18 protein-coding genes are annotated in these 18,319 nt (G+C 64.8%); 12 read left to right on the plus strand and 6 right to left on the minus strand.

The genetic code is table 11. The features are described 5' to 3' along the window. Positions 1-21: 21 nt before the first annotated feature. Positions 22-804, minus strand: a complete 783-nt coding sequence (locus tag GJ700_RS10500) for an IclR family transcriptional regulator domain-containing protein (protein WP_154373382.1) — start codon at positions 802-804, stop codon at positions 22-24. A gap of 162 nt (positions 805-966) precedes the next feature. Here GJ700_RS10500 and GJ700_RS10505 point away from each other — a divergent pair, with 162 nt between their 5' ends. From GJ700_RS10505 to GJ700_RS10535, 7 genes are all read left to right on the plus strand, one after another. Continuing rightward, entirely contained in the window at positions 967-1,836 is an 870-nt protein-coding gene (locus tag GJ700_RS10505) for a 4-hydroxyphenylpyruvate dioxygenase (protein WP_154373384.1), read from the plus strand. Then, a complete protein-coding gene (locus GJ700_RS10510; protein WP_154373386.1) occupies positions 1,829-2,674 on the plus strand; it encodes a shikimate dehydrogenase family protein in 846 nt (281 codons plus the stop codon). The genes GJ700_RS10505 and GJ700_RS10510 overlap by 8 nt, the downstream gene beginning before the upstream one ends. Continuing rightward, a complete protein-coding gene (locus tag GJ700_RS10515; protein WP_154373388.1) occupies positions 2,671-3,558 on the plus strand; it encodes a sugar phosphate isomerase/epimerase family protein in 888 nt (295 codons plus the stop codon). Before GJ700_RS10510 ends, GJ700_RS10515 begins: the two co-directional genes overlap by 4 nt. Positions 3,559-3,568: 10 nt before the next feature. Next, positions 3,569-4,018, plus strand: coding sequence for a type II 3-dehydroquinate dehydratase (aroQ, locus tag GJ700_RS10520; protein WP_154373390.1), 450 nt, complete (start codon positions 3,569-3,571; stop codon positions 4,016-4,018). An 86-nt stretch (positions 4,019-4,104) separates the two neighbouring features. Next, a complete protein-coding gene (locus GJ700_RS10525) occupies positions 4,105-5,232 on the plus strand; it encodes a porin (protein ID WP_154373392.1) in 1,128 nt (375 codons plus the stop codon). Between the two features lie 26 nt (positions 5,233-5,258). Next, positions 5,259-6,608, plus strand: coding sequence for an MFS transporter (locus tag GJ700_RS10530; RefSeq protein WP_229506910.1), 1,350 nt, complete (start codon positions 5,259-5,261; stop codon positions 6,606-6,608). A 113-nt stretch (positions 6,609-6,721) separates the two neighbouring features. Next, complete coding sequence (locus tag GJ700_RS10535) at positions 6,722-7,558, plus strand: HAD family acid phosphatase (protein ID WP_154373394.1); 837 nt, start codon at positions 6,722-6,724, stop codon at positions 7,556-7,558. Between the two features lie 63 nt (positions 7,559-7,621). Here the strand turns inward: GJ700_RS10535 and pcaCD are convergent, their stop codons facing one another. From pcaCD to pcaH, 4 genes are read right to left on the minus strand one after another with little or no spacing between them, the layout of a single operon-like run. Next, a complete protein-coding gene (pcaCD, locus tag GJ700_RS10540) occupies positions 7,622-8,884 on the minus strand; it encodes a bifunctional 4-carboxymuconolactone decarboxylase/3-oxoadipate enol-lactonase PcaCD (protein WP_154373396.1) in 1,263 nt (420 codons plus the stop codon). Positions 8,885-8,903: 19 nt separating this feature from the next. Continuing rightward, positions 8,904-10,274: a 3-carboxy-cis,cis-muconate cycloisomerase gene (gene pcaB / locus GJ700_RS10545; protein WP_371867909.1), complete on the minus strand. Its 1,371-nt coding sequence runs from the start codon at positions 10,272-10,274 to the stop codon at positions 8,904-8,906. A 15-nt stretch (positions 10,275-10,289) separates the two neighbouring features. Further along, entirely contained in the window at positions 10,290-10,811 is a 522-nt protein-coding gene (locus tag GJ700_RS10550) for a peptidase associated/transthyretin-like domain-containing protein (RefSeq protein WP_154373398.1), read from the minus strand. Between the two features lie 13 nt (positions 10,812-10,824). Next, on the minus strand, positions 10,825-11,517 hold the full coding sequence (gene pcaH, locus GJ700_RS10555) for a protocatechuate 3,4-dioxygenase subunit beta (RefSeq protein ID WP_371867910.1): 693 nt from the start codon (positions 11,515-11,517) through the stop codon (positions 10,825-10,827). A 154-nt stretch (positions 11,518-11,671) separates the two neighbouring features. On the opposite strand from pcaH, the gene GJ700_RS10560 reads away from it, so the two are divergent. The 3 genes from GJ700_RS10560 to GJ700_RS10570 all read left to right on the plus strand — a co-directional run bounded on the left by GJ700_RS10560 (position 11,672) and on the right by GJ700_RS10570 (position 15,534). Then, positions 11,672-12,451, plus strand: coding sequence for an IclR family transcriptional regulator domain-containing protein (locus tag GJ700_RS10560; RefSeq protein WP_154373403.1), 780 nt, complete (start codon positions 11,672-11,674; stop codon positions 12,449-12,451). Between the two features lie 45 nt (positions 12,452-12,496). After that, a complete protein-coding gene (locus tag GJ700_RS10565) occupies positions 12,497-13,651 on the plus strand; it encodes an acyl-CoA dehydrogenase family protein (protein ID WP_154373405.1) in 1,155 nt (384 codons plus the stop codon). A 188-nt stretch (positions 13,652-13,839) separates the two neighbouring features. Then, positions 13,840-15,534 carry a methyl-accepting chemotaxis protein gene (locus GJ700_RS10570; protein WP_154373407.1) on the plus strand — a complete coding sequence of 565 codons (1,695 nt, stop codon included), beginning with the start codon at positions 13,840-13,842 and terminating at the stop codon, positions 15,532-15,534. Between the two features lie 123 nt (positions 15,535-15,657). Here GJ700_RS10570 and GJ700_RS10575 read toward each other — a convergent pair whose 3' ends face one another. Beyond that, the gene (locus tag GJ700_RS10575; protein WP_154373409.1) at positions 15,658-16,173 is read right to left on the minus strand and encodes an Lrp/AsnC family transcriptional regulator; all 516 of its coding nucleotides are present in this window, start codon (positions 16,171-16,173) and stop codon (positions 15,658-15,660) included. Between the two features lie 190 nt (positions 16,174-16,363). On the opposite strand from GJ700_RS10575, the gene GJ700_RS10580 reads away from it, so the two are divergent. Both GJ700_RS10580 and GJ700_RS10585 read left to right on the plus strand, forming a co-directional pair. Continuing rightward, entirely contained in the window at positions 16,364-16,825 is a 462-nt protein-coding gene (locus GJ700_RS10580) for a cache domain-containing protein (RefSeq protein ID WP_154373411.1), read from the plus strand. 87 nt (positions 16,826-16,912) lie between these two features. Beyond that, the coding region (locus tag GJ700_RS10585; protein ID WP_154373413.1) for a TonB-dependent receptor plug domain-containing protein at positions 16,913-18,319 on the plus strand (1,407 nt) is incomplete at its 3' end.

An 18,319-nucleotide genomic window follows, 5' to 3' on the forward strand; every position in this document is an offset into this window, starting at 1 on the left:
GTTGGTGTCGCCATGGCGACGCTAAACCCACAACATCAGCGTATTGGCCATCGCCTGCAAGGCGGGAACGCAGCGGGCCGTGGCTTCCGCCTTCGACGTGCCGGATGCCAGCATCGACACGCTGAGGGCGCCGATCAACTGGCCGTGGCGGCTTTTGACCGGCACGGAAATGCCGCGCAAGCCGATTTCATACTGGTTTTCCGTGATGCCGAAACCGGTCTCGCGAATCGCCAGCAGTTCGCGCAGCAGCACGTCCTTGTCCGTGACGGTCAGGTGCGTGTACGCGATCAGTTCGACCCGCGCCAGCCAAGCGTGCAACTGATCGTCCGGCAATGCCGACAGCAGCACCCGTCCCGCCGTCGATGCATAGGCGGGCAACCGCGTACCCGGTTCAAAGCCCGGCGACAGGTGGCGCGGCGCGTTGACGCGGCTGACGTACACCACGTCGTCCCCTTCCAGCACCGAGTAATTGGTCGATTCCTGCAATTGCGCCGTGAGCTTTTGCAGGTACGGCACGATGGCGCGCGGCAGCCGCGCCGAGTCGAGGTAGGAGCGGCCCAGGGTCAGCACCTTGGGCGTCAGCCAGAACTGGCGGCCGTCGGTGGCGGCCATGCCGGTGTGCACCAGGGTCAGCAGGTAGCGCCGCGCGGCGCTGCGGCTGATCCCGATCTTTTCCGCCAGCGTGGTGGCGGACAGGCGCGTGGTGTCGTCGTCGAACGCGGCCAGCACTTGCAGGCCCGTGACCAGGCCGTCGATCAGGTCGCGCTGCGCGACTTGCACGTTTAAAAGCGGTGGCTTTTTCATGGCGTTGATTGTTGCATAGGCCACATCATTATGCATTAAAACTGTCCGCTAATCGCGCAATCTGCGCGATTAGCGCAGAAAGTGCGGTTTTCGCCGCTATTTTTGCCTCGTTGCCGTTTCTATACTGCCCTGCATACAAAAGAAACGAGCAAGGAACACACCATGCAAACACCACACAACCCGCTCGGCGTGGACGGTATCGAATTCATCGAATATGCGACGTCGCAGCCGCTGGCGCTGGGCGCGCTGCTGGAACAGATGGGATTCACCGCCACCGCGCGCCACCGCTCCCGCGAAGTCACGCTGTACCGCCAGGGCGGCATGAACGTGATCGTCAATGCCGATCCCCGCGCGCTGCCGCAGGAAGACGATGCGCCGCAATCGACCGTGATCAGCGCCATCGCGCTGCGCGTGCGCGATGCCGATGCCGCTTACCGTCACGCGACCGGCATGGGCGCGTGGGCGATCCAGACCCGCGCCGGCGCGATGGAATTGAATATCCCCGGCGTGCACGGCGCCGGCGATTCCATTGTCTACTTCGTCGACCGCTGCGACGAGTTTTCCATCTACGACGTGGACTTCAAGCCGATTGCCCATGCACAGGCCCATGCGAACCCTCCGGCGCTGGCCGGCCTGCATTTCTTCGGCGTGGTGCAAGCCATCGGCGAAGGCCGCACGGCCGAATGGTCGGACTTTTACCAGCAACTGATGGACTTCCGCCCGCTGCCGGAGGGCAGCTATTTCGGCGTGGTGCCGAAAGGCATGCTGCTGCAAAGCCCATGCGGCAGTTTTTACCTGCAACTGGTGGAGCCGCCTGCCGGCGCCGGCGGCTTGCAGTGGGAAGAGCAATTGATCCGTGTCGGCTTCGGCTCGCCGGACGTGCCGGCCGCCGTGCGCACGCTGCGCGAGCGGGGCATCGTGTTTGTCGACCGGGAACCCGTGCAGTCGGGTGAAAAGGGGGCGTTGACGCAGCTGTATCGCGGCGGCGTGAGTTTCGAGCTGGTCAAATCGTTAGGAGGCGGCCATGCGTGAGATTTCCGGCACCACCCGCATTTTCCCCGTGATCGGCTGGCCCGTGGAACAGGTGAAAGCGCCCGCGCTGTTCAACGCCTATTTCCAGCGCCATGATATCGACGCCCGCGTCGTGCCGTTCAAGGTACCGCCGCAGGATTACATCAACGCCGTGCGCACGCTGATGGCCATGGATAACGTGGGCGGCATCTTTGTCTCGATTCCGCACAAGCCGATGAGCGTGGAGGCCGTCGACCAGCCGACGCCGCGCGCGCTGCTGGCAGGCTCCTGCAACGCGATCTACAAGGATGACGGCGGTTCCGTGATCGGCGACTTGATCGATGGCGAAGGCTTTGTCCGCGCCTTCGACCGCACGCTGGCGGGGGCGCCATTCGACTGGACCCGTGCGAAAGCGCTGGTGGTGGGCAGCGGCGGTGTCGGTTGCGCGATTGCCGAGGCGCTGGCCACGCGCGGCATCGGCGAAGTGGCGATTTGCGATACCCGCGCCGAACAGGCCGAAGCGCTGCGGGCCCGCCTGCAGCAGGCATTCCCGCTGTGCCGCGTGGTGCTTGGCCAACCGGTGGCGGAAGGTTATCAGCTGGTGGTCAATTGCACGCCGCTGGGCATGCACGCGGACGATCCGATGCCGATCGATTTGCGCGGCGTCTCGCCGGACTGCGTGGTGGCCGATTGCGGCATGAAGATCGAAATGAGCCGCCTGCTGACGGAAGCGCAGGCGCGCGGCTGCCGCATCCAGAAGGGCAAGGAAATGCTGATCGAACAGGCCCCGCTGTACCTGGAGCGCTTTGGCTGGCCGGGCGTCAATTCCGACGATTTCCGCGCGCTGGAGGCTTTATGAACCTGTCCAACTTCGGTATGGATACGGTCACGCTGGCCGGTCCGCTGGAAGCGAAATTGCGGGCGTCGAAAGCCGCCGGCTTTTCCCAGCTGATGCTGTGGGCGAAAGACCTGGCGCAACACCCGGCCGGGCTGGCCGACGCGGTGCGCCTGGTGCGCGCCAGCGGCGTGCGCGTGACGGGCATCCAGGTGATGCGCGATTACGAGGGGCTGGACGGCGCGCTGCACGATTACAAGCTCGATATCGCGCGCCAGATGCTGCTGGTTTGCAAGGCTGTCGGTTCGCCGCTGCTGATGGTGTGTTCCAGCACGTCGGCCCATGCGACGGGCGACATGGAGCACATCGTGCGCGACCTGGCCAAGCTGGCCAACCTGGCCGTGCCCCTGGGCGTGAAGGTCGGTTATGAAGCCCTGTCGTGGGGCCGCCACGTGAACCAGTACCAGCAATCGTGGGAAGCGGTGGAACGGGCCGGTCACGCCAACCTGGGCATCGTGCTGGACTCGTTCCACATGCTGGCCAACCGCGCGGACTTCACGGAGCTCGACGACATCCCCGCGCACAAGATCGCGCTGGTGCAGTTGTCCGACTTCATGTGGCGCGAAGTGCGCACGGCCGAAGAGCGGCTGGAAACCGCGCGCCACTTGCGCGTGTTCCCCGGCGAAGGCAGCCATGCGAAGGAATTGTCCAACATGCTGCGCCGCCTGGACCACAACGGTTACCGGGGCGATTTCAGCTTCGAAGTGTTCAACGACGATTACCTGCAATTCACACCGGAAGTGGTGGCGCAGCGCGCGCACCGTTCCGCCAAGTGGGTGACGGACCAGGTGCTGCGCCGCCGCGTGACGGTGCTGCAGGCGACGGCCGGCCATCCGGAAATGGCGTAAGGGGCGGCTCATGACCAAGCAAACCATCCTGGTGCTGAACGGCCCGAATTTGAACTTGCTGGGACAGCGCGAACCGGGCGTATACGGCGCGCAAACCCTGGCCGACGTGGAAAACCTGTGCCGCGCCGCCTGCGAACGGCATGGCTACACACTGGACTTTCGCCAGTCGAACCACGAAGGCGCGCTGATCGATGCGCTGCACGCGGCGGGCGCCGACCAGGCGGCCGGCACGCTGGCCGGCGTAGTGTTCAACGCCGGCGCCTATACGCATACGTCGGTGGCGCTGCATGACGCCATCAAGGGCGCGCAAGTAAAAGTGATCGAACTGCACATCTCGAACGTGCATGCGCGCGAACCGTTCCGGCACCACTCGTATTTGTCGCCCGTGTCGGCGGGCGTGCTGTGCGGCTTCGGCGTGCACGGCTATGCGATGGCGATCGCGGCGCTGGCGGCCACCTGAAATCCCATGAATTTCGCAGGCGGACGCAGAAGCCGCCATGGCAGTACCCGCAGTAAAACTATAAATCACAACATCACCGAGACATCATGAATAAAAATACTACGGCAGCCCTGCTGCTGGCCGGGGCGGCGTGGTCCGCCCAAGCCCAGAATACTTCCAGCGCAGTCCTGTACGGCACCTTCGACGAATACATCGGCTACATCAGCAGCAATTCCGGGAAAAGCATCACGGGCCTGAACGATGGCGCCATCCTGCGCAGCCGCCTGGGCGTGCGGGGTACGGAAGAACTGGGCAACGGCCTGCAAATCAAATTCACGCTGGAGCAGGGCATCAATGCCGATACGGGTTCCGGCGCGGACACCAGCCGGCTGTTCGACCGCCAGGCGTGGATCGGCCTGAATACGCCATACGGCGAATTCCGCGCGGGCCGCCAGAATACGCAAGTGTTTTATATCGGCGGCGCCATCGATTACACGGAACGCACCACGTTCGGCTCCATGTTCAATACCTTTGGCGTGCCGTCCCGCTACGACAACGATATTTCGTACAAATCGCCACGGCTGTATGGCGTGCAGGTCGATTTGCATTACGCGCTGCCGGAAAAAGCCGGGCAGGGCGTGGGCGGCGGCGTGCGCCAGCTGGCCATCGACTGGCAGCAGGGCGCATGGCGCGCCGGCTACGCGGGCGTCATCGCCAGCCCCGATCCCGCGACGGTCAAGGTCAACCGCAAGATCGAGTACCACAACCTGTACGCCAACTACCGCTATGGCCCGGGCACGATTTATGTGGCGGCGGGCCGCAGCAACAATTCCACCGCCAGCGCCGCGGGCCGCAATGCCGGCTCCATCCTCAGCAACGTGGGCGCCACCGGCAATGGCTTTGTCGGCACGGATGCCAACGCCAACCGCTTTTACAACCTGTGGGAAGTCTCCGCCGATTACCGCGTCAGCCAGCAGTTTCGCGTGGGAGCGATGGTGGGCGGCGTGCACGACACCAGCGGCGGCCAGGCCGGCGCGCGCAGCGCCAATATCGGCGGCTATTACGACTTATCGAAGCGCACTTTGTTGTATGGCTTTGCCACGGTATTGAAAAACGATACCAATGCGGGATTCCGCTTCAGCAGCTCGGCCGCGCCCTCGGCCAACCTGGCGGGCGCCGATATCGATGGCCGCCGCCTGAAGGGCCTGCAACTGGGCATCCTGCACAAATTCTGAGCAACACTAATAAAATGGAGGAAGACATGTCCCACACCACCACCTTGCCCCAGCGGGATGCCATGAGCGACGCACCGGACCGCGCGGCGCCTGCCGCCCGGCCTAAAAGCTCGCCGCGCAAGGCGGCGTTCGCCAGCTGGATCGGCAGCGCCGTCGAATACTACGATTTCTTCATCTACGGCACCGCCGCCGCGCTGGTGTTCGGGAAAATCTTTTTCCCGTCGTTCGACCCCAGCGTGGCCGCTGTCGCCGCCTTTGCCACCTTTGGCGTGGCGTACATCACGCGTCCGCTGGGCGCCGTCATGCTGGGCCATATCGGCGACAAGTACGGGCGCAAGAAAGTGCTGACGTTCACCTTGCTGCTGATGGGCGTCTCGACGTTCTGCGTCGGCCTGTTGCCGACTTACGGGCAGGTGGGCATTGCCGCGCCGGTGATGCTGGTGGTGCTGCGCATGCTGCAGGGCGTGTCCGCCGCCGGCGAGCAGGCCGGCGCCAACTCGATGACCCTGGAACACGCGCCGCCGCACCGCCGCGCATTCTTCACCAGCTTCACGCTGAGCGGTACGCAGGCGGGCCTGATCCTGGCCACCCTGGTCTTCCTGCCACTGTCGTCGCTGCCGGAAGAGGATTTGCTGGCGTGGGGCTGGCGCATTCCCTTCCTGCTGAGCGCCGTGGTGGTGGCGGTCGGCATGTGGGTGCGCCGCACGTTGCCGGAAACCCCGGCATTCGAAGAAGAGGCGCCGCAAAAGAAGGAGCGCATGCCGCTGGTGGAATTGTTTGCCGACCACAAGGGCAACCTGCTGCGGGTGATCTTTGCCGCGCTGGTGTCCGTGGTCAGCACGATCTTCAGCGTGTTTACGCTGTCGTATGCCGTCAATACCATGCACTTGCCCCGGTCCACCATGCTGACGGTGCTGATCCTGGCCAACCTGGTGGCGCTGGGCGCGATCCCGCTGTGGGCATCGCTGGCGGACCGCATCGGCCGCAAACCCGTGTTCATCTTTGGCGCGCTGGGTTCGGCCGTGCTGGCGTGGCCCTACATGTGGGCCATCGCCCATGGCGAAGTGGCGCTGATTTTCCTGTTCGGCATCGCACTCTCCGGCATCGTCTACAGCGCCGCCAATGGCGTGTGGCCTTCGATGTACGGCGAAATGTTCTCGACCCGCGTGCGCCTGTCGGGCATGGCGATCGGCACGCAGATCGGCTTTGCACTGGGAGGCTTCGCTCCCACCATCAGCGCGGCCATCCTGCAGCCGGGCCCGATGGGCTGGGTGCCGGTGGCGGCGTTCGTGACGGCGACCAGTATTATTTCCGCGATGTCCGCCGCGTCGGCCAGGGAAACGTACAAGGTGCCGATGCACGAGTTGGGGAAATAAGCTGGTTGTAAATTACGGACACTAGCAAAAAGGGAGCGCTGCGGGCGCTTCCTTTTTTTTTTATGGCGTAAGTACAATGCGCAAGCCCAACCACTCCCACTGGAGAATCTGACATGAAAAACTTCGCATCTGTGCTGATGTGCACCGCGGTCATATCGATTACCGGCTGCGCTACCCCTCGCGACACCCATGAAAACCTGAATGCGGTACTGTGGATGCAGACGTCGGCGGAATATCAGATGGTGGCGACCGGTGCTTACCGCAATGCGCGCAACGCGGTCAATGCAGCCATGGCGGATACCTCGTGGACCGCCGCAGTGGAACAGCAAGGCAAGTCTTATGCGGCGCTGCCGCCAGCCATCATCCTTGATGTCGATGAAACCGTGCTGGATAACTCGCCTTCGGAAGCGCTGACCGTCAAAAAACGCACGGTCTATGACGTGTCGGACAAAGAGTGGGACAAGTGGGTCCGTATGAAAGCGGCGACACCTGTACCGGGTTCCCTTGAGTTCCTGAAATGGGCGGTCGAGCGCTATCCACAACTGACCATTTTCTATGTCACTAACAGGTCGGTGGAACTGGAACCGGAAACGAAGGCCAACCTGATGAACCTGGGTTACCCACTGAAGGAAGGGGCAGACGTCATTATTTCCAAAGGCGATGGCGTGCCGTCCGCTTCCGATAAGTCGCCGCGCAGGAGCATGGTCGCCGACAAGCATCGCATCATCATGCTGGTGGGCGACGACCTGGGTGACTTCATTACCGGCAAAGGCACGCCGGAGGAACGGGTGGCTGCCGCGAAGGCGTATCAGCAGTATTGGGGCGAACGTTGGGTGATTTTGCCGAATCCGACCTATGGATCGTGGGAACGCGCGCTCTACAAGCTGGGCGGCAGCGATGCGGAAACCTTGCAAGCCAAGTTCGACAAGCTGAAGACTGCGGAGAAGTGAATCCGCATGACGCAGTGCCGGGGCACGGTGGTGCGCGGCTGCCTGGCAGCAGCGCACCTGTGATTACAAGCGGGCGATAAACTGCTTCACTGCCCGCGCAAACGCGGCCGGCTGCTCGATGGCCGCCAGGTGCGACGCATCGGCCAGCACCACCAGTTCGGCGCCGGGGATGGCTTCGGCCATGGTTTGCGACATGGCCAACGGCGTGCCCTGGTCCAACTCTCCCGCGATCACCAGCGTGGGCACCGCCAGTTGTTGCAGGCGCGCCGTGGTGTCGACGCCGCCCACGGCCGCGCAGCAGCCGATATAGCCTTCGGTATCGGTGGTGACGAGGCGCAGGCGGAAGCGGGCCACGGTGGCGGCCGACGTCGCGCGGAAGTCGTCGTGGAAGTAGCGGCCCATGACGGCGTCGGCAATCGCCTGGGTACCGCCGTCGCGCACGGTGGCGATGCGCTGTTGCCACATGGCGCGCGCCGCGTCCGGGTAGCCGGACGTGGAATTGGCGATCACCAGCGCCTTGACCAGCGCCGGGTGCCGTAGCGCCAGTTCCTGTCCCACCATGCCGCCCATCGACAGGCCGATCCACACCACGGGGCCGGTACCCAGTTCTTCCAGCATGCGCGCCGCATCGTCGGCCAGTTCCGCCATCGAATAGGGCCCGGCGGGCGCGGCCGAACCGCCATGGCCACGGTGGTCGTAGGCGATCACGCGGCAATCGTCCGGCAACACGTGCGCCAGCCCGTCCCACATCGACAGGTCGCAGCCCAGCGCGTGGCTCAGCACCACGGTGTGGCGCGGCGCGCCGCCGTTGCGGGGTTCGCGCACGGTGTAATGCAGCGCCGGGGTTGACGACGTGCGGCCCTCTTGGCCGACGCCGGGATGCGGAACGCCGGACGGCGCCAGCGGTTCCAGTGCATAGCCGATTTGCGGGCCCACTTCGCGCAGGATTTGCTGCGCGTGCGCGAACGCCGTGTTGGCGGCGGGGACGCCCGCATAAATCGCCGACTGCATCAGCACTTCCTTCAATTCGCCGACGGACAGCTTGTGTTCGTCCGGCCCCAGCAGCGCGGCGCGCACGTGCAGTTCGAATTCTTCCCAGCGGCCCAGCGCAATGGTGATGGCCAGTACGATGGCGCGGCGGGTCTGGAAGGGCAGGCCGGGACGGCCCCAGATGTCATGCCAGGCAAAGCGCGTGATCAGGTTCTGGAAATCCGCATTGAACGTGGTGGCGGCGGCAGACGAACGGTCGACCCAGGCGTCGCCCAGGACGGCGCGGCGGTTCGCCATGCCGCGTTCGTAATCGTGTTGGTAGGGATCGTAAGTCATATGTATGTGGTCCGAAAGGTTACAGGGGCGCCGCCAATGCACGCCGCAGGGCCGGCAATTGTTCCTGCGCCAGGTGGCGGGCCGATACCGCGGCCTGTGCGGGATCGAACAGTGCGGCCAGCTGGTCCGCATCGATGGCCGCCAGCGCGGCATCGTCCCGCACCGCGTCCAGCGCCAGGTCGCGCAAATGGCGGCCGGTCTGCACCGCCTGTTGCGACAGCTGTTCCAGCAGCGCATGGGCGGCAGGGCGGCCGATGGCGGACGCCATGTACGCCGACGCCGCTTCCGCGAAAACCAATCCTTGCAGCGCATCGATATTGCGCAGCATGCGCGCGCCGTCGACCTGTAAATCCGCGAACGCATCGTTCAGCGCCTGCAGCGCGCCATGGGCGCCGAGGAACAGTTGCGGCCACGCGGCCAGTTCGGCCTGCCAGTTGCCCAGGCCGCGTTCATGCTGCTGGCCCATGGTCGACAGCAGGGTCGCGGCCGTATGGGGCGCGCGCGCGGCGGCCGCCAGTGCAATCATGGCGGAAACCGGGTTGCGCTTGTGCGGCATGGCGGACGAACCGCCGCGTCCCGCGCCGGACGGTTCCGCCAGTTCGCCCACTTCGCCCTGCGCCATCAGCGACAGGTCGGTCGCCACCTTGCCCAGGCTGCCCGTGAGGATCGCCACTTCCATGCCGAGCCGCACCCATTCGTCGCGCTGCGTATGCCAGTTGCCGTCCGGGACGCGCAAGCCCAGCGCATGGGCCATGCGTTGCGCCACGGCCGGCCCCTGCGCGCCCATGACGGACAGCGTGCCGACCGCGCCGCCCAACTGTAATTGCAGCGCGCGCGCCGCGGCAGTACGCAACCGCGCGCGGGCCCGCACCAGCGGCGCCGCCCAACCCGCCAGCTTGAAGCCGAACGACGTCACCTGTGCCGGCTGCATCAAGGTGCGCGCCAGCATGGGCGTGTCGAGGTGCCGCGACGCCAGTTCCAGCAGGTGCGCGCACAGCGATTCCAGCGCGCTGTCGATCAGTTGCAGGGCGTCGCGCGTGGCCAGCACCATGGCCGTGTCCTGCACGTCCTGGCTGGTGCTGCCCCAGTGCACGCGCGCCGCGCTGTCCTTGTCGTACAGCGCCACGGTGCGCGTGAGTTCCTTCACCAGCGGGATCGCCAGGCTGCCGGCCCGCTGGCCCGCCGCGATCAGGGCGGGAATGTCGTACAACGGTGCGCTGCAGACCGATGCGATGGCGCGCGCGGCGCTGTCGGGGATCATGCCCTCGGCCGCCTGGGCTGTCGCCAGCGCCTCTTCGAAACGGAACATGCCCTGCACGATGGCCTGGTCGCTGAATACCGCCTGCATGTCCGTGGTGGTGAGAAAGCTGTCGAAGATCGATCCGCTCACAGCTGCTCCTTTGCTTTATTTATAGTCGAAGAACACGGTTTCCTGGTCGCCCTGCAGGTGGATGTCCCAGGTGTAGGAACCATCAGGCTGCGCGGCGGCCACCAACGTGGCGCGGCGCGCCGGCGGCACCTGGTCGAGGATAGCCGATTCGCGCAGGCCGGCGTCGTCGCCGAGGAAGACGGCGGTGAACTGGTGTTTGACGAGGCCCCGTGCAAACACCGTGATGTAGGCGGCCGGTTCGCCCGGCGCCGGCTGGGCCTGGCGCGACAAGCGGAATTCAAACTGGCCCTGCTCGCCGCTGGGCTGGCGGCGGAAGCCGGGAATCGCTTGCTGCGCTTCGCAGGCGGCGCTCTCGGGCAGCCAGGCTTCGATTTGCGCGTCGTTGACCGGCACGCCGTCGCCGTCGTAGATCACGCCGCGCACGGTCACGGTGGCGGCGGTGGTTTGCAGGGTGGCGCCTTGCGTGGCGGTCACGGCCCATTGCCATGCTTCGTGCGAGAACGGGCCGATGGTTTGCGAGGTGGTGATGTTGCTCATGGTGTCTCCCTGATCAAATGCCCATCGGCGTGGCGTCGCGGCCGCGCAGGACGATATCGAATTCATAGCCCAGCATCTGGTCGCCGACCGTCTCCTCCAGCGAGAAGCGGGAAATCAGGCGCTGGCGCGCCGCTTCGTCCGGAATGCTCTGGAAAATCGGGTCGTAAGCGAACAGCGGGTCGCTGGGGAAATACATTTGCGTGACGAGGCGCTGCGCATACACGTTGCCGAACAGCGAAAAGTGGATGTGGGCGGGACGCCATGCCTTGTCGTGGTTGCCCCACGGGTAGGGACCCGGCTTGATGGTGACAAAGCGGTAGCGGCCGTCGTCGTCCGTCAGCATCTTGCCCCAGCCATTGAAGTTCGGGTCCAGCGGTGCGTTGTGCTGGTCTTTCTTGTGGCGGTAGCGGCCCGCCGCATTGCATTGCCACACTTCCAGCAGCGAATTGCGCACCGGCTTGCCATCTTCATCGACGACGCGGCCCGTGACGACGATTTTCTCGCCCAGCGGCTCGCCTTCGCCTTGCGCCGTCAAATCCATGTCGTGCGGCAGCAGCAGGCTGCGCGTGGCCACGATGTTGTCCGTTACGGGACGGGGGGCGTCGAGGCGCAGCAGCGGCTGCGTCGGACCACGCTTGACGGTGGATTTGTACGGTGGATAGACCAGTTCCGGATAGATGCCCGGGGCAATCGCTTCGAAATTCACGCTTCTCTCCTTTGTGCGCATAGCGCGCGTTGTCGGTGTCGATGCCAGTCATCTTAGGCAGGGAAGCCCGGGCAGGCTACGGGGTAAATGCGCTCTGCATGCGACATTCGCCCAATTTGTGCGACAATCGCACAAAACATGAATTATTTGCGCTATGGCTGCCGACGACGACTTTTCCGCCCCCCATCCGCGCGACCTCATCGCCGGACTGGAAAAGGGCTTGCAGGTGATCGAAGCGTTCGACCAGGAACGTTCGCGCCTGACCATCGCCGAAGTGGCGGAGCGTACGGGCCTGACGCGGGCCGCCGCGCGGCGCTACCTGATCACGCTGACGTACCTGGGGTACATGCGGCATGAAAATAAACAGTTTTCACTGACGCCGGCCGTGCTGCGGCTGGGCCAGTCCTACCTGCATTCGGCCCGCTTGCCCCGCATCGTGCAGCCGCTGCTGTACCGGCTCGCGTATTCGCTGGAAGAGGCGGCGTCATGCGGCGTGCTGGACGATGACCAGCTGGTGTGCGTGGCGGCCGTGAGCGCGGGGCGGCTGGTGTCGAATACCTTGCAGCCTGGCACGCGGGTGCCGGCCTATTGCACGGCGAATGGCCGCATGCTGCTGGCGTGTTTGCCCCATGCTGCGGTGGAACGCTTCCTGGAGCGGGCGCAACCGGAACAAATCACGGCGCACACCATCGTCAACAAGGAGCGGCTGGCGCTGGAAATCGCCCGCGCCCGCGAGCAGGGCTATGCGCTGGTGGACCAGGAACTGGAACTGGGCTTGCGGACCATCGCCGTCCCGCTGCGCAATTTCCGCGGCGACGTGGTGGCGGCCATGAACATCAGCGTGCACGCGGGACGCATGACGGCGGCGCAGATCGTCGAGCGCTGCCTGCCGGCCATGATCAAGATCCAGGTGGAATTGGGCGCGCTGTTGTGATACCTTAAATATTCAAGCAAATGCTTTTATATTTAAGGAGGCGCCATGTACCCGGATTTACCCCGTTCCCCCCGCCATACGCGGGAACATGAGGCGTTCCGCGCCACGGTGCGGCGCTTCGTCGATGCGGAGCTGATGCCGCATATCGATGCGTGGGAAGAGGCGGGCGAGTTTCCCCGCGCGCTGTACCGCCGGGCGGGGGAGCTGGGGCTGCTGGGACTGGGGTATCCGGAACCGTATGGCGGCGCCGACGCGGACTTGTTCCACCACCTGGTGCTGATCGAAGAACTGGCGCGTACCGGCTGCGGCGGGCTGATGGCGTCGCTGTTCAGCCACGCGATCGGCGCGCCACCGATCCTGAACGGCGGTTCCGACGCGTTGAAGGCGCGCCTGTTGCCGGGCATCCTGTCCGGTGAACTGGTCAGCGCGCTGGCTATCACGGAGCCGTCCGGCGGCTCGGACGTCGCCAATCTGGCCACCCGCGCCGTGCGCGACGGCGACCATTACATCGTCGATGGCGCCAAGACCTTTATCACTTCCGGCATGCGTGCCGACGTGCTGTCGGTGGCGGTGCGCACGGGCGGCCCCGGTGCGGGCGGCGTGTCGATGCTGGTGGTCGACGGCGCTACGCCGGGACTGACCCGCTCGCCGCTGAAGAAGATGGGCTGGTGGTGTTCCGATACCGCGCAATTGCACTTTGACGGTTGCCGCGTGCCGGTGGCCAACTTGCTGGGCCAGGAAAACGGCGGCTTCAAGCTCATCATGCGCAATTTCAACCACGAGCGGCTGATGTTGGCCATGCAATCGTACGGTCTGGCGCGGGCCGCGCTGGACGAGGCGTCGGACTGGGCCGGGCAGCGCGTAACATTTGGCCAGCCGCTGGTGCGGCACCAGGCCGTGCGCCACAAACTGGTGGCGATGGCGACACAAATCGAAGCCACCCGGGCGCTGCTGGAAGACCTGACCGGACGCATGGCGGACGGGGAAGCGCCCGTCGCGCAACTGTGCATGCTGAAGAACTTCGCGGCGCAAACCATGCAATTCTGCGCCGACCAGGCCGTGCAGGTGCTGGGCGGCATGGGCTTCATGCGGGGCACGAAATCGGAGCGGATATACCGCGATGCCAAGGTCTACATGATCGGCGGCGGCGCCGAGGAAATCCTCAACGACCTGGCGGCGCGCCAGCTGGGATGGCACTGAATGGTGCACCGCGGCGATAAATGACGTTCGCGTGCCACGGATTTTTGATTAAAAAACCATACATCTTAATAATTTCAATATAAAAGTTACAGTAGGAGCTTGCGGTGGCTGGGGCATTCCGCGATACTTGCCCATGGACAAAACCGGTAATTCCGGTTGATCTCGATCAACTCCCCAACTGAGAACTCATGACTATTACCAAGCGCTTGATTACGACCCTGTCAGTCGCGCTATTGGCGCTGATTTTTGTCGGCGCCAATGGACTGATTCAATTGAAGCGCTCGCAGCAGCGTTTCGAAACAGTGCAATCGCGCCTGCTGCCGAGCATCGCCGGCCTGAACGCCGCCAAGCATGCGCTGGCCGCCAGCCGCCTGGCCGGCTACCGCCTGTCTGTGTTCTCCAACTTGCCGGACAAGACCGCGCTGGACAAGGCGTATAACGATGCGCACGCGAATTTCGACAAGGTGATCGGCGAATACGAAAAAGAACGTATTTATGACGACACCGACCGCAAGATGATCGAGTCGGACAAGTCGACCATGGCCGCTTACCGCCAGGCGCTGGTGCCGTTCCTGGCCGCGTCGCATGCGGGCGACATGGACGCCATCCGCGAAACCCTGCTGGCCGGCACGCCGCTGGCCGTCAGCGCCGCCGCGCTGCAAAAATCGCTGGATGACCATATCGCCTACAACAACAAGCTGATCGACGAGGTACGCGTGGAAGCGGAAGCCGCCTACAGCAGCGCGCTGACCTTGCTGAGCGTGGTGATCGTGCTGGCGCTGGTCGTCACGGCCGTGCTGGGCTTCCACCTGTTCAGCATCATCCGCAACAGCCTGGCGGCCATCAAGGGCACCATCGAAGACGTCAGCCAGTCGCTGGACCTGACCCGCCAGGTGCAAGTCGAGCGCATGGATGAAATCGGCCACACGGCGGTCGCCTTCAACAAGCTGCTGACCGATATCGGCGGCGCGATTGGCGCGGCCCGCTCGTCGGCCGACGCGGTCAGCTCCGCATCGCAGCAAATCGCCGCCGGCACGGGCGACCTGTCGCAGCGCACGTCGGCCCAGGCGGCGGCGCTGGAACAGACCGCGTCGTCGATGGAGGAATTGACGTCCACCGTCAGCCAGAACTCGGACAATGCCCGCCAGGCCAATCAACTGGCGCGTTCCGCATCGGAAGTGGCGGTGCAGGGCGGCAGCGTGGTGGAACAGGTGATCTTCACGATGGGGTCGATCAACGATTCGTCGCGCAAGATTGTCGACATTATTTCCGTGATCGATGGTATCGCATTCCAGACCAACATCCTGGCGCTGAACGCCGCGGTGGAAGCGGCGCGCGCCGGTGAGCAAGGCCGCGGCTTCGCCGTGGTGGCGACCGAAGTGCGTAACCTGGCGCAGCGTTCGGCCGCGGCGGCCAAGGAAATCAAGGTCTTGATCAACGACTCCGTGGAAAAAGTAGGCTCGGGCACCAAGCTGGTGGAGCAGGCCGGCCAGACCATGGAGCAGGTGGTCACCAGCATCCGCCAGGTGACGGACATCGTGGGCGAAATCAGTTCCGCGACGGAAGAGCAGAACGCGGGCATCGCGCAAGTGCACCAGGCGATCGCGCAGATGGACCAGACCACCCAGCAAAATGCCGCGCTGGTGGAAGAAACCGCGGCCGCGTCGCAAGCCATGCAAGACCAGGCGGCCAGCCTGTCGGCCGTGGTCAGCGCGTTCCGCATCGACAATGCCCACTACGTGGCCAAGCCTGCCGCCCGCGCCGCCAAGGCGCCGGTGACGGCGCTGACGGTGTCCCGCCAGCCCAAGCCCAGCTCCGCCCCGAAGGCCGCTGGTGCGAAAAAAGTCGTGAATTCGCCGGATGGCGAGTGGGAAGAGTTCTGATCCCTTCCCACCGCAGTGGATGACTTCAAGCAGCCCGCCCAGTGCGGGCTGTTTTTTTTCAGGGGCCTGGCCCCAAAAGCACGAGCGTGCGATTGGGGCCAGGCCCCGTAATGACGATTTGCCCTACACAAAATGCACGCGCATCTTGGGTTGGCGGGGCTGGGCGATGTGGTCCAGCGGCAGTTCCGTTACCTGCTTGACCTTCTTCAGCGAAATATTGGTCTTCACGTTGGTGACGCCGGGGATGCGCAGCAGGCTGTGCATCATGAATTCGGAAAACGACGCCAGGTCGTGCGACACCGCCCGCAGCACGTAATCCGCCTCGCCCGTCACGGAAAAGCATTCCAGCACTTCCGGCAAATCGCAGATCGCCCGTTCGAAACTCGCGCCCGATGACGTGGTGTGCCGGTCCAGTGTCACGTGGATAAAGGCCTGCACACCCAGGCCCACGACGGCCGGATCCAGCATGGCCGCGTAATGGTCGATCACCCGCGCTTCTTCCAGGCGCTGGATACGGCGGCTCACTTGCGATGTCGATAAATGGATGCGTTCGCCCAGCGCACTGTTGGTGGCGCGCCCATCGCGCTGTAATTCGGCCAGCAGGGCCAGGTCGTGGCGGTCAACGCTGATCGTGGACATGGAAACTCCTTGGGTTGCGCACAATTCGTGCGGATAAATATGAATTCATGCACATTATGGCGGACTCCGGGCCGGCCGGGGAGGGTAAGGAAATCCTGAGGCCTGAATCAGGCGGGGACGATGGCGGGTGGCCGCCTGCTTTGCTAAGGTGAAACTAGCAAGTATGCAGCATCGTTCTCAGGAGACATTCATGAAGCACTTCGTTACCGCAGCCAGCCTGGCGTCAGCTTTGGCCACCTGCGCGCCAGCCGCCGCGGAGCCGGTCTACGCGACACCGGCGCAGGCGGAACAAATCGTCGCCAAAGCCGTGGCTGCCGTGCGCAAGGATAACGCGAAGACCTTCGCGGCCATCACCGCCAAGGATCCCGCATGGGTGCAGGGCGACCTGTACCCGGTGGTCTATGACATGCACGGCAAGGTGCTGGCGCACGGCCAGAACGCGCGCATGGTGGGCAAGGACGTGCTGGAATTGCGGGATGCGGACGGCAAGGCCTTCATCCGCGAACGCATGGAACTGGCTGCCACCAAGGCCAGCTTCTGGCAAGACTATGCGTTTGTCGACCCGATCACCAAGTCCATCTTGCCTAAACGCATGTATTGCGAACGCTCGGAGGGCATGGTGATCTGCGCCGGCATCTACAAGCGACACTGAACGGCTTGCCTTACTGCGCCGAGTAAGTAATCATAGGAAACCCAGTTGCCGACAATCCATTTCAACAAGCGCACTCCGGGGGAAGCTATGTCACAGTTTCAGCGAGTTGGCGCCGCCTGCGCGGCGCTGATGGTCCCGTGCGCCGCATCGGCCGGTGACTTGCCGGACGCCGTACCGTCCGTGATTGTCGTGGGCCAGCGGGCCAGCCTCGATACGGCCAGCCAGATTCGCCGCGCCGGTCCCGGTGTGGTCGATGCGGTCGTGGCCGACCAGATCGACAAGCTGCCCGACTTCAGCGTCACCGACGCCTTGCAGCGCATCCCCGGCGTTCAGATCGCCCGCGACCGCGGCGACGGCACGGCGGTGGCGATCCGCGGCCTGACGCAAATGGAAACCACGCTCAACGGCCGTGAAGTGTTCACCGCCGGCGCCGGCCGCAACCTGGACTTTGCCGACGTGCCGGCCGACATGGTGGCGGCCATCGCCATCCACAAGACCGCCATCGCCAGCCAGCTGGAAGGGGGCGTGGGCGGCCTGGCCGACTTGCGCACGCGCCGCCCGTTCGATTTCAGCGGCACCCGCCTGGCCGCCACGGCGCGCTACGTGCACGGCGAGTTGGCCGGCGGGGGCGCGCCGCAATACTCCGCGCTGGCCAGCACGCGCTGGCAAACCGCCGTGGGCGAATTCGGCGCGCTGGCCAGCGTGTCGGTGCAGCGCCGCGCATGGCGCGAAGACCAGAAAAGCAGCGCCGAACCACGCTTGCGCAAGGATTTGCTGGCTGGACAGGATGTGCTGGTGCAGGCCGGCGGCACGGAAACGGCCAGTGTCGGCCGGCGCGAGCGCAACGCGTTCAGCACCATGCTGCAATGGCGGCCGTCCGCCGGGATTGAACTGTATGCGGAAGGCAGCTATGCGCAGTTCAAGACCGTGCAAGACTCGTATCAGGTCAACCTGTCCGCGCCGGCCACGTTCGTGCCCGGCAGCGTCACGCTGTTCCCCGGCACGCGCGATGTGCAAACCGTCACGTGGACCAATGCGCCGGTGTCGGTGCTGAGTTTTGCGCGCGATACCGTCGACCGCAACCGCCAGCTGGCCGCCGGCGGCAGCTGGCGCACCGGCAACTGGCTGCTGCAACTCGATGCCAGCCATACGGAGAGCTATAACAACCTGTTCTTTTCCGGCGCCACGCTGGCTGCCACCGCGCCAGCCTACCGTATCGATTACAGTGGCAAGGTGCCGGTCACGGCCGTGGAGGGACTGGCGCAGCAGGGGGCGGCGGCCTACCGTTACGTCGGCGTGCCTTACCGCACGCGGCCTTTCGATGGCGCGCTCGATGCGCTGCGGCTCGACGCCACGCTGGCGCGCCCCGGCAGCCTGTTTCATACGGTGACGGCCGGCGTGCGCCTGGCGCGCCGCAGCGCGGGCAATGCGCCGGGGCTGATCGTGGCCGATGCGCCGGTGAGCCTGCCGGCATCGGCCGCGCCGCTGGGCGCC

This window comes from Pseudoduganella rivuli (assembly GCF_009674485.1).
GTDB classification, from domain to species: domain Bacteria; phylum Pseudomonadota; class Gammaproteobacteria; order Burkholderiales; family Burkholderiaceae_D; genus Rugamonas; species Rugamonas rivuli_B.